Origin of the sequence: Mucilaginibacter sp. OK098 (assembly GCF_900142915.1) — a bacterium.
In the GTDB taxonomy this organism is placed as follows: Bacteria; Bacteroidota; Bacteroidia; order Sphingobacteriales; family Sphingobacteriaceae; genus Mucilaginibacter.
This window is the reverse complement of record NZ_FRCM01000007.1, coordinates 158,808-170,021: the sequence shown is the minus strand read 5'-3', so window position 1 is coordinate 170,021 and position 11,214 is coordinate 158,808. Positions and strand designations below refer to the sequence as shown.

Below are 11,214 nucleotides of genomic sequence, written 5' to 3'. Positions count from 1 at the left end.
TTAGCTTGATTTAAGGATGGACATGAATTTGTCGGCATTCATCCTTTAATCCTAAAATCAGGTAAACGGTGAAACCTTCTAGAGCGCCTTAAAAAAACAAACAACTTGTGAAAAATCATGGTTCAGAAAAAATGGGCAATACGCTGGTGAGGGGTCGATGGACCGTGCTACTTTTTAAATTTCTTCCGGGGACTTCTGCTGGTGTGAAATACAGCATACACAACAACATCGCTTTTTAGGATTTCAAAAATAACAACGTAGGGGAAAGTGGTTAGAAGAACCTGTCGAAAGTCTTTCCTGATCCAGGCATAAGCAAGCGGCAATTTTTCTGCCCTGCTAAAACAACCATCCAGCTCTTTTAAAAACAGATCGCCTAATCCTTCCTGCTGTTCCTCATACCAATCATAGGCTTCTTTTGCCATTTCAAGGGCGTGCGGTTTAATTACCAGGTTGTACATTAAAAACTGCGCTGTCCCTTAATAATTTCGGTTGCTTCCTGTCGTGTATATGATTTTGTTTTACCGGCCAGGTGCATTTCACGCTCTGTATCTAATATTTGTAGCTGTTCGTCAGTCAGTTTAAAGACATCCGTTTTATTCATATCTTCTTCAACAAGCGTATAAATAGCTTTTACCTTACTGTCATCGGCGTCGGCGAGATAGGTCATCAATTTTTGACGGATAGCTGTGGTAGTCATAACATAATGCGTATACACAAATTTAATATTTAATTCTGCAAATTCTAACTTCTGTAAGCGTATTTAGGAAAGGGGCTTGTGTGCTGTCACGGCTGTCTTGCCTGTCCCGGTTTATGGAGGAGTGGGGCAGGTGAGGCAAAAGTGCTTAGCGCCTAATATTTGAACCATCATTTGTAGGATTTAAGGATAGACATGATTTTGCCGGCATTCATCCTTTAATCCTAAAATCAGGTAAACGGTGAAACCTTCTTGAATGCCTTAAAAAAACAAACAACTTGTGAAAAATCCTAGTTCAAAAAAAAGAGGCAAGCACAGCTCACCTCTTTAACATATTTATAAAATCAGTCCCTATTTATCTTGATTCCTGGCTCTTATGTCTTGATTCTAAACTTATTCATTTATCGCTTTCACGCCTGGTAATTCCTTACCCTCCATGTATTCTAACAAAGCGCCGCCGCCGGTTGATACATAGCTCACGTCATCGGTAAAGTTAAACTTGGCTACCGCTGCTGCGGAATCACCGCCGCCTATTAATGAGAATGCGCCATTTTCTGTTGCAGTAACTACGGCTTCGGCAATTGCCTTGGTGCCGGCTTCAAACTTTGCCATTTCAAAAACACCCATAGGGCCGTTCCACAATATGGTTTTTGATGCTTCAACTACTTTTGAGAATGCTGCAATTGAATCCGGACCTATATCCAAACCCATCCAGCCGTCTTTTATATTATCGTTTTGCGCCTTATCGGTATTGGCATCGTTGCTGAAATTATCAGCAATAACTGAATCTGTAGGCAACAATAAATTAACGCGTTTGTCTTTTGCTTTTTGGATCAGGGTCAGCGCAAGATCAAGCTTGTCGGCTTCGACCAATGATTTGCCGATGTTGCCACCCTGTGCTTTTGCAAAGGTATAAGCCATACCACCACCGATGATCAGGTTATCAACCTTATCCAGCAGCTTCTCGATCAGTTCAATCTTGTCAGATACCTTGGCGCCGCCCATAATAGCGGTGAAAGGTTTTGCTGCGCCGTTCAATACCTTTTCGGCGTTTGCCAGCTCGCCGGCCATCAGGTAACCAAAGTATTTGGCTTTAGGGAAAAACTGTGCAATTATGGCTGTTGAGGCATGTGCACGGTGTGCGGTTCCAAAGGCATCGTTTACATAAATATCCCCCAGCTTTGAAAGCTTTTCGGCAAAATCTTTGTCGCCTTTTTCTTCTTCCTTATAAAAACGCAGGTTCTCCAACAAAAGCACTTCGCCTTTTCCTAATGCTTTTGATTTGGCAAGGGCATCGGCGCCAATGCAATCATCTGCAAACTCAACCTGCTGCCCGAGCAGATCAGCTAAATGAGCAACAATGTGTTTTAACGAATATTTTTCTTCCGGACCGCCTTTTGGTCTGCCCAGGTGCGACATCAGGATCACTGCTCCGCCATCTTTAAGGATCTTTTTAATGGTAGGCAGTGCAGCCGTCATCCGGTTATCATCGGTAATGTTATAATCCTTATCAAGTGGTACGTTAAAATCAACCCTGATAAGGGCGCGTTTTCCGGCAAAGCTAATTTGGTCGATAGTTTTCATTTAGCAGTTAGTTTTAATGACGATGAATATGCCCGCCATAAGGCAGAACACTATTCAGCTTCATATAGTTTGATGTAAGTAATTTATTAGGCCGCCAAATTCAGCATTTAATTCTAAAATCCGAACGTAAAAGTTAAAAAGGTGTTTCAATTAATGCAAAAATCACCTGATTTTAACGTAAAGTACATAATGGGGCCCTATATCGGGCACTTCAAACTCAGCAGATATAACCTCGAAACCCATATTCAGGTAAAACTGCAGCGCCTTTTTACGGGCGTTGCACCAAAGGTAATTTGCCTTTTGCCCCCGCAGGTAAACTATGGCAAAGTTGAGCAACTGGTTGCCATACCCTTTTCCCCGGTATGCCTCAACAGTAGCCATGCCGCGCAGCTGGTAACCCGCACCGGTAAATTCGCCATAACCTTGCGGATGGAAAGATGCAATGCAGGCAAGCTCATCGCCCGCGTAATAGCCTAAATGAAAAGCGCCCGGTAAACTATCAGACGGGAAAATGCATTCATCAGGGGCTAATTTCCCTTCGCGCAAAACCTCATTACGGATAGCAAGCAATTCATCAACAGCAATAAACTTTATCATTCAATTAAAATGGTTACCTGTTTTCTATATAAGTGAGCAGATTTTTCCCCAAACTTATTAATTTTTCTCCCGTATAAGTTGGCCAATAAAATAATGTTGCGCTATAATTAACTGTTTTATCAGGCAATTAACCGTTTTTGGCAAAATGCGATAAAAGTAGCACAACTATTGTATAGTTATACCTGACTTATTACCTATTGAGTTTTTATTATGAGAACCTTATTTTCGATAATCTTAGTTTCTGTGATACTTTGGGGTTGCACCAAGCAAGCTGATGTTACACCGGGCAACAGCAACCCAATCATCGGGAATCCAACTACAGGAAACCCGGCATCGTCGCCAACAGATACTATAAAAAAGCTAAGCCTTGACGATTCCCTGCATATGGTGGCCTTTGTAATTTACGGACAAAAGGTTTTAACCAGTGTTTCGGGTAAAACCTTAATATTAGCATATGATGAAAATGTAAATCTTTTTGTACTTGCCGACGGCTACAAGAAAACATCGGCCGTTCATTTAAAAGAGGACCTTAAAAAAACTTCGCTGGGGGCATTTGATTTTACAACCTTAAACCAGGAAGGGCAAACAACTTTTAACTTTGTTGATGATAACTTAAATAACGTAAAGTTTAAGTCGATATCAGATACCACTATAAGCGGCGTAAAAGTGGTTAAGATAAACGTGCACCGTTTATTAACGTTTTCAAAAATGTATGGCTCTAACCAGTTAGCTACAGATCAACAAAACCTGCTGCTGGGTAAAACTGACGATTTGCTAACTTTTTCATCATATACTTACTACAACCAAAAAAATTACCCGGTTACCAGCGCAGTTGCCTATTTGCAGTATGTGAAGTAGGCTGATTAAGGAAGATTTAATTAATGGGGTTGAATAAGGTGGCCGATGCTTTTTTCATAATAACCGGGTCTGCCTGATTATTAAATAATATCCTTAATTTTAGGCTGATTAATAATTTAAACAGACTTTGAATTTCAGGCTTATCCCCAATGATTATTGCTGCCTTTGGTTTACTGAAATATGATAGCTATAGTATTATCCGGCGGTCTTGGAAACCAGCTGTTTCAGTATGCATTTATTTACAATCAGCATAAAAAACTTAATACCCCATTCTTCCTGGTAAAAAATGGTACCCCTATTGACCTTTACAAGTATTTTGAGCTTGAAAAAAACTTTTTTTACTACCTGGATAAGTTGCTATTTGATCATGCTGGGTTTAAATTGTTTTTTAGTCATTACTTAAGGCGGGGTTTTTATAACAGGGTTTGTAACCGGCTAACAAAGCGGCATATCCTTATAGATATAAACGAAGATCCAAACTCGGTTTTACAAAAAGCTGATGATAGTGCATTGTATTATGGATTTTACCAGTCTGAAATATATTTTAAAGCATATGCGGATGAGCTGTTAAAAGCGTATTCAATAAAATCGAAATATTTAAAAGCGTATGCTCAAAAGTTTAGCTGGCTAAAAAAATACCAATCTGTTGTTGTTATCCATATCAGGATGGCAGATTATAAAACTGCAACAGGCAATAAAGACAGCCTGGTTTTACCGCTGGGTTATTATCATAAAGTAATTAGGGAGGTCCATACCCCTGATAATTTTTACGTAATAATGTCTGATGAAATAGATACCATACGCAAGGAGTTTGATTATCTTGAAAATAAGTATTTTTCGAATGAAAGCGAGATCGTTGATTTTCAGCTGATGATGAATGCAGATGTTTGTATAATAGCCAATAGCACATTCAGCTGGTGGGCTGCTTATTTAAATAATAAGAAAAGTAAAGCAGTTTATTGCCCGAAACACTTCCTTGGTTTCCTAAAGGGTGAAGATCATCCATCCAAAATATATCCTGAAAACTGGATCCAGGTACCGGTGTTTTAAACTGGCATTGAGACTAAAAACTAACCGTCAATTTATAATTGACTTGAAACTAATTCATCTTACTTATCTTCTCAACCAAATCAGCCAGGCGGCTTGAATAGCCCATTTCATTATCATACCATCCCACAACCTTTACCAGTCCTCCAACAATTGAAGTAAGCTGGGCATCAAATATGCAGCTATGGGTGTTCCCTAATATATCGGTTGATACGATTGGATCTTCGGTATATTCCAAAACATTTTTCATAGCGCCTTCTGCTGCCTGTTTAAAAGCAAGATTAATTGCCTCAACTGTTGGTTGTTTTTTTAAGCTGCATGTAAAATCTGTTAAGGAACCATTTAAAACCGGCACACGGATTCCTGCGCCACCCAGCCGCCCTTCCAAATGAGGGAATATTGCGGTAATAGCCTTGGCAGCCCCGGTGGTTGTTGGGATGATAGAGCCTGATGCCGCCCTTGCCCTCCGCAGGTCTTTATGAGGTGCGTCATGAAGGTTTTGGTCGCCCGTCATTGAATGTACGGTAGTAATGTAGCCGTCAATAATCTCCCAGTTATCATCAAGTATTTTAACCATGGCAGCCACATTATTTGTAGTGCAGGAGGCATTTGATAATATTGGCGACCTCAGGTCAACCAAGCCGTCATTTACACCCAACACAACTGTGGGGACACTTTTGTCAGTGCCGGGCGCTGAAATGATAACCTGGCGGGCACCCGCTTCAAGGTGGCATTCAGCGCCTTGCTTTGAGGTGAATTTACCGGTTGATTCAATTACCAGATCGATCTCCAATTGTTTCCATGGCAATGCTGTAGGATCAGGTTCTGCAAATACTTTTATGGCCCGGTCATTTATATATAAATGGTTGTCATCATAGGTGACGGTGCCCTTAAAACCACGGTGTACAGAGTCGTATTTAAAAAGATGGGCAAGCGTTTTAGTATCAGTCAGATCATTAATAGCTATAACAGCTATACCTGGCCTGTTCAAAATATTTCTTAAAAAAATGCGCCCGATACGCCCGAACCCGTTTACAGCAATCCTCATGGTTTAAAATATAAGGCTGCAAATTTAACTAAAATTAAGGAGCAGAAATATTTTAAAGCGGTTTGTAAATACCGGCTAAAGTAATTTTGAAAGGATAAATTGGCAGAAATGCTTAAATAAACAAATTGCGAAGCGCCAAACTTTCGCGCTCTTTTGAGCGGATAAAGAAAGTGATGAGCCAGTTAAATGTCAGCGACATTAATACAATTAAAACTATAAGGATAGAGTTACTATATGCTTTTAGTAAAAGCACCATAAATATGGCTGTAATATTGACGCCGGTTAAAATAAGGGTGGTTTGTAAATGATTAAAACCAAGCTTTAACATACGGTGGTGAATGTGATTGCGATCAGCATTAAAAGGTGAGCCTCCTTTTGATATCCGTATCACAAATACGCGGATCGTATCAAATATGGGGCCTATCAATATGGCAACGGTTAATGCAGGCGCCTCATACAATTGGGGCAGCTTGTTTACGGTATGCATATTTACTTCAATAAACTTTAAAGCCATTACTGCCGATATTAACCCGATTAATAATGAGCCGGTATCGCCCATAAATATTTTGGCGGGGGTTAAATTAAATCTCAAAAATCCTAATACAGAGCCTGCCATAGCGAGCGAAACCGCCGCCAGCTCATATTGTTTTTCGTATATAAACAATATTGCAAAAGAGCCATTAGCAATAATGCCGGTTGTAGCCGCTAAACCATCAATGCCGTCAATCAAATTAAAAGCATTAACAACCATTAAAATTATTAAAATTGATAAGCCCACGCTTACTACATAAGGCAACTCGTAAATGCCAAACACGCCATACATGCCGGTTAAGCGTATATTACCTAATATTACCAGTATGGCACAAACAATAAATTGTATAATGAATTTTGTATTGGAGTTTACACCCGAAAGATCATCTTTTATGCCCATTGCAAATAAAATTATGCAGGCAGTAAGTAAATAATTTATAGGTAATGACTTATCAGTCATACAGAATAATAACGAAGTGATAGTGAAACCAACAAAAATAGCTACTCCGCCAAGCCTTGGGATACCGTGATCATGCTCTTTTCTGAAATGGCCAAGATCATCGTATAGGTGGCGAAAGCGGGCTACGTGTAAAATTGATGGGATAGCAAAAGAAGTGATCAGCAAAGAAATGGCGACGATGAAGACATAATATATAAAAGTGTAATTATGTAAAAATTCCATCATCTTTATAGTTACGCTAGTTATACAATAGTTAATATTAGTGGTGCAAGTAAATAATAAATATTAATTAATATGGACACTTCTTATTAACATACTAACATTCTTTCACCTTGATTAAAAGTATTGAATAATCTTGCGTATCGGTTTAACTATTAATGCTAAAATTGGCAGCAAAATTTTGTTATTCCTCATTGCTCTTAAGTCAAAGAATAATCCTTTTACGCGGTTGCTTAAGCTTTTGTTGCTTTTTCCACCGGTTTTCATCTTAATTATTACTGTATTTATGTGAGATGCGGTTAACTTGTTGATATACAAGTACCTGAGCATTAATTCGTAATCCGCTGCCGTGCCATAATTAAGGCTGTAGAACCCGAACTTTTCAAATAAATTACGTTTGCAATAAAAAGTAGGATGCGGAGGCATCCAGCCAAGATTAAAGCTTTTGGATGTAAATGTGCCTGATCGCCATTTGCGGATAACTTTTCCGCCTGCATTTATATAATCCAGGTCACCATATACAATATCTGTATTTTTTTTTGCAAACGCATCGGCTATAACGCTTAATACGGTATTATCAGCAAAAAAATCATCGGCATTAAGTGTTCCAACAACATCACCGGTGGCTAGTTTAATACCTTTGTTCATGCCATCGTATATGCCCTTGTCGGGTTCTGAAACGAAGTGAGTTAGGTGCTGCTTGTATTTTTCAATGACCTTGATTGTGCCATCGGTTGATGCCCCATCAATAATGATATGTTCAATGTTATTAAAGCTTTGTGTTATTACAGATTCGATACAAGCAGCAATGGTGCTTTCAGCATTGTAGACGACTGTTATTAAAGAAATTTTAAAATCTGGCACTTCAGCAAAAATACGCAGTTATACTCGCAATTTTGTTTAATTTTGGAATCATTACATTTAAGTATGCAAGTGTATCTATGCGTCATATAATTTATACTTATTTAATTTTCGGACTTTTTTTAATTTGCACCTCTTGCTCAACCAGGCAGTACCAGACGCTTTTTCAGCAAAAAAATGCGATTAGCGATAGTGCTTACAATAGCGCTGATGTAATTAGTGAATACCGGATAAAAGCGCAGGATGTTATCCAGGTGCGTAATCTGCAGGATACTAAATACCTTGTTACTAATACGTCAAGTGCTGCTATAAACACCAATGTTTTAGGGAGCGGAACCTCTGCAGGTACCGACCAGAACTTCCAGGTTGATGATGATGGCACAGTTATATTGCCTGCCATTGGTCGCATAAAGGTTGCCGGGTATACACGTACCGAAGCTCAAAAGCTGGTAGAAGACGCCTACCGTAAAGATGTGCTGGTAAACCCGATAATTGAACTGAAAATTGTAAGCCTGAAGGTAACAATACTTGGAGAAATAAAAGGGCAGGGAAATTTCCCTTTAACTAAAGCCCATACAACGTTAATTGAGATGATAGGTGCTGCAGGCGGCATTACTGATAAAGCAAATGAAACCAATATAAAGATCATCAGGGGGACTGAAAAAAATCCTAAGGTAATTTTAGTTGATCTGAGTAATATACAATCAATTAACGACCCGAGAACCGTATTACAAAATGGAGATATAATTTACATTGCACAAAATAAACGGGCAACCCGCACTGATAACTTTCAAAGTTTTACCAGCACTGTCTTTCAACCTGCGTTACTCTTGTTCAATACGGCGTTAATTATCTTTACGCTTATTCATCGTTAAATGGAAGAAACAGATAAGGCTCAGCCAAAATTGCCCAGCCAGGAGATTGATTATATCAAGATTGCTAAAATACTCTTAAGCAGATGGTACTGGATTGTTGGCTCAGTTACAATTTGCCTTATCATTGCTAACGTATATTTGTGGTATACCCCTAAAATTTATGCAACAGGCGCTACCCTGAAATTTGAGGAAAAAAAATCGGAAATATCTGACCTTATAAGTGTACCGGGTGTTAGTGACAGAACAAGTGCATCAAAAATTCAAAGTGAAACAATAGTGCTGCAAAGCACCGCACTGTTGCTGAATGCTATTAAACATTTGGATTACCGGATAAGCTTTTACATTGTAGGCCGCGTTTTAAACCGCACAAATGAGCTATACCCGCAAAAACCACTTGACGTTGAGCTTGTTAAGTTTGATAGCTTAGATTTTTTTCATGACCTCATCACTTACAGGCCGGTTAATAGCACTTCTTTTAACATAAGCTATAAGGTTGCAGGAAGGGAAGTTAAAAATACCTATTACTATAATAAACCCTTTACGCTGGGGCCAACCGCGTTTAGTATTAAATATCCGGGCTTTTTACCAAAAACGGCAATGTTTTTATTTAAGCTAAATTCTGCAGAAGATTTTGTTGGCAGGGTTAGGGGCGGGCTGCATACCGGCGAAACCGCCAGAAACTCAAATATAATAGCGTTGCAGGAAGTTGATTCAAACCCCCAGTTTGCTGCTGATGCACTAAACGCTATAATGAAGGAATACCTGAATTATGATCGTAACCAGCGGACGCAATCAGCCTCGCAGATGATCAAGTTTATTGATAAGCAGTTAGATTTTCTTTCGGGAGAGCTTAAAGGGTCTGATAACTCCATAAAGAAATACCAAAGTCAAATGAAAATAATGGATGTGTCTTCAGCATCCAGCCGTGCTTTAAATAAGGTAACAGAGATTGAGGCGCAGAGTTCATTACTGAAAATAGACCAGCTGGCTATTGACCAGCTTAAGCAGGAAATTATTAAGGCTGAAGATAATCAGCTTCCTAATTTCAGCCTTGGAGGGGTTGAATACGATCAGCTAAATAGCGCTATCTCCAGCCTGAATGTACTTATTAACGACAAAAAAAACGCATTAAAAACATTTACAAAAAATTCTCAAACTATCCAGGATCTTGAGCAGCAGATCTTACAGGTAAAGAATAATATTTTAAATAGCATTAACGCCACACATCTTCTAATTGTAAATAAATTAAATTACATACAAAGCCAACTGGGGGCTGTTAATCAACAAATAGCAGAGTTACCATCGGCCGAGCGTGATATGGTTGCTTTAAAACGGGATTTTGACATTAATGATAAAGTGTATTCATTCCTTTCAGAAAAAAAGCTGGATGCGCAAATTAACAGTGCAGGGATCTTGCCTGGGGCTACTATTATTGATTATGCACAGCCTAATTATAGCCCGGTTGCGCCGGATGAGCATGGCGTTCAGCGTTCAGCGCAAATTTTTGGCCTGGCCATCGGGTTTGGACTAATTATCCTGATCAGGATACTGAATCCGTACATTTATGATAAAGAAACTATTGAAAGCCTTACAACCATACCTATTATAGGTGTGATAAGAAAGTTTCCCGAAGAAATTGATGAGTATAGCAGCCAAATATTAGCCATTAGTAAACCTAAATCCATTTTTGCCGAGTCCGTGCGTTCTGTTCGTACCAATTTAAGTTTTTTGGCTTCCGAGAAAAAAAGCAAGGTTATATGCGTTACATCTGAAGTTGCCGGGGAAGGAAAATCATTTGTTGCGGTTAATTTGTCGAGCACATTATCACTTATTGATAAAAAGGTCATATTAATTGCTGCTGATTTAAGGCGTTCAAAACTGCATAAAACTTTCCATGTACCTAATGATCTGGGGTTAAGTAACTATTTGGCCAATCAATGCACAATTGATAATATTATTTCTCACTCTGATCAGGAAAATCTTGATTTCATCATCTCGGGCCCGATACCGCCAAACCCTTCAGAACTTTTGCATTCGAAAAGAATGTCTGAATTAATTGCCAACCTTACCTCCAGGTATGATATTGTAATGATTGATACCGCTCCAATAGGTTTAGTATCTGATGCAATACCATTGATAAGGGTAAGTGATATTAACGTTTTTGTGATCAGATCTGGTAAATCAAAATTTTATGCAGCAACCGTGCCGCAGAGAATTGCACAGGAATACCACCTGGATAATACGGTAATAGTACTTAATGCATTTGCCCAGGATCTGCTGCATTCAAGGTATTATACTACCAAACTTACAGGTGAAAATTATGGAACCAAATATTACTATTACTCTGACTACACCGGTTATGAAAGTTCAGGCTATTATGTAGATAAAGGTGAAAATAAATGGTGGGACTTAAGGCGCTGGTTCAAAAAACGCTGATGGT

The 11,214-nt window shown here is 39.0% G+C and carries 11 protein-coding genes; 4 read left to right on the top strand and 7 right to left on the bottom strand.

Annotated features, from left to right (window positions below; genetic code table 11):
* Window positions 1–167 precede the first annotated feature (167 nt).
* From BUE31_RS23350 to BUE31_RS23335, 4 genes are all read right to left on the bottom strand, one after another.
* Window positions 168–458, bottom strand: a complete 291-nt coding sequence (locus tag BUE31_RS23350) for a type II toxin-antitoxin system RelE/ParE family toxin (RefSeq protein WP_073406268.1) — start codon at window positions 456–458, stop codon at window positions 168–170.
* Window positions 458–697 carry a hypothetical protein gene (locus BUE31_RS23345; RefSeq protein ID WP_073406267.1) on the bottom strand — a complete coding sequence of 80 codons (240 nt, stop codon included), beginning with the start codon at window positions 695–697 and terminating at the stop codon, window positions 458–460. Before BUE31_RS23345 ends, BUE31_RS23350 begins: the two co-directional genes overlap by 1 nt.
* A 390-nt stretch (window positions 698–1,087) precedes the next feature.
* On the bottom strand, window positions 1,088–2,278 hold the full coding sequence (locus BUE31_RS23340) for a phosphoglycerate kinase (protein ID WP_073406266.1): 1,191 nt from the start codon (window positions 2,276–2,278) through the stop codon (window positions 1,088–1,090).
* Window positions 2,279–2,440: 162 nt separating this feature from the next.
* Window positions 2,441–2,875 (bottom strand): GNAT family N-acetyltransferase, encoded by a 435-nt coding sequence (locus tag BUE31_RS23335; RefSeq protein ID WP_073406265.1) that lies wholly within the window; start codon window positions 2,873–2,875, stop codon window positions 2,441–2,443.
* Between the two features lie 210 nt (window positions 2,876–3,085).
* On the opposite strand from BUE31_RS23335, the gene BUE31_RS23330 reads away from it, so the two are divergent.
* Window positions 3,086–3,733, top strand: coding sequence for a hypothetical protein (locus BUE31_RS23330; RefSeq protein ID WP_073406264.1), 648 nt, complete (start codon window positions 3,086–3,088; stop codon window positions 3,731–3,733).
* 180 nt (window positions 3,734–3,913) lie between these two features.
* Window positions 3,914–4,783 (top strand): alpha-1,2-fucosyltransferase, encoded by an 870-nt coding sequence (locus BUE31_RS23325; RefSeq protein ID WP_073406263.1) that lies wholly within the window; start codon window positions 3,914–3,916, stop codon window positions 4,781–4,783.
* A gap of 49 nt (window positions 4,784–4,832) precedes the next feature.
* Here BUE31_RS23325 and gap read toward each other — a convergent pair whose 3' ends face one another.
* The 3 genes from gap to BUE31_RS23310 form a co-directional block, all read right to left on the bottom strand.
* Window positions 4,833–5,828 carry a type I glyceraldehyde-3-phosphate dehydrogenase gene (gene gap, locus BUE31_RS23320; protein ID WP_073406262.1) on the bottom strand — a complete coding sequence of 332 codons (996 nt, stop codon included), beginning with the start codon at window positions 5,826–5,828 and terminating at the stop codon, window positions 4,833–4,835.
* A 112-nt stretch (window positions 5,829–5,940) separates the two neighbouring features.
* Complete coding sequence (locus tag BUE31_RS23315; RefSeq protein WP_073406261.1) at window positions 5,941–7,044, bottom strand: MraY family glycosyltransferase; 1,104 nt, start codon at window positions 7,042–7,044, stop codon at window positions 5,941–5,943.
* A gap of 111 nt (window positions 7,045–7,155) precedes the next feature.
* Window positions 7,156–7,902, bottom strand: coding sequence for a glycosyltransferase family 2 protein (locus BUE31_RS23310; protein WP_073406260.1), 747 nt, complete (start codon window positions 7,900–7,902; stop codon window positions 7,156–7,158).
* A gap of 77 nt (window positions 7,903–7,979) precedes the next feature.
* Here BUE31_RS23310 and BUE31_RS23305 point away from each other — a divergent pair, with 77 nt between their 5' ends.
* Window positions 7,980–8,774 (top strand): polysaccharide biosynthesis/export family protein, encoded by a 795-nt coding sequence (locus BUE31_RS23305; RefSeq protein WP_073406259.1) that lies wholly within the window; start codon window positions 7,980–7,982, stop codon window positions 8,772–8,774.
* The gene (locus BUE31_RS23300; RefSeq protein ID WP_073406258.1) at window positions 8,775–11,210 is read left to right on the top strand and encodes a GumC family protein; all 2,436 of its coding nucleotides are present in this window, start codon (window positions 8,775–8,777) and stop codon (window positions 11,208–11,210) included.
* The last annotated feature ends 4 nt before the right edge of the window (window positions 11,211–11,214 follow it).

What these genes read in the sequence shown, in the direction of transcription:
- BUE31_RS23350 (WP_073406268.1), bottom strand. Translation starts at nt 458, where the DNA reads ATGTACAACCTGGTAATTAAACCGCACGCCCTTGAAATGGCAAAAGAA.
- BUE31_RS23345 (WP_073406267.1), bottom strand. Translation starts at nt 697, where the DNA reads ATGACTACCACAGCTATCCGTCAAAAATTGATGACCTATCTCGCCGAC.
- BUE31_RS23340 (WP_073406266.1), bottom strand. Translation starts at nt 2,278, where the DNA reads ATGAAAACTATCGACCAAATTAGCTTTGCCGGAAAACGCGCCCTTATC.
- BUE31_RS23335 (WP_073406265.1), bottom strand. Translation starts at nt 2,875, where the DNA reads ATGATAAAGTTTATTGCTGTTGATGAATTGCTTGCTATCCGTAATGAG.
- BUE31_RS23330 (WP_073406264.1), top strand. Translation starts at nt 3,086, where the DNA reads ATGAGAACCTTATTTTCGATAATCTTAGTTTCTGTGATACTTTGGGGT.
- BUE31_RS23325 (WP_073406263.1), top strand. Translation starts at nt 3,914, where the DNA reads ATGATAGCTATAGTATTATCCGGCGGTCTTGGAAACCAGCTGTTTCAG.
- gap (WP_073406262.1), bottom strand. Translation starts at nt 5,828, where the DNA reads ATGAGGATTGCTGTAAACGGGTTCGGGCGTATCGGGCGCATTTTTTTA.
- BUE31_RS23315 (WP_073406261.1), bottom strand. Translation starts at nt 7,044, where the DNA reads ATGATGGAATTTTTACATAATTACACTTTTATATATTATGTCTTCATC.
- BUE31_RS23305 (WP_073406259.1), top strand. Translation starts at nt 7,980, where the DNA reads ATGCGTCATATAATTTATACTTATTTAATTTTCGGACTTTTTTTAATT.
- BUE31_RS23300 (WP_073406258.1), top strand. Translation starts at nt 8,775, where the DNA reads ATGGAAGAAACAGATAAGGCTCAGCCAAAATTGCCCAGCCAGGAGATT.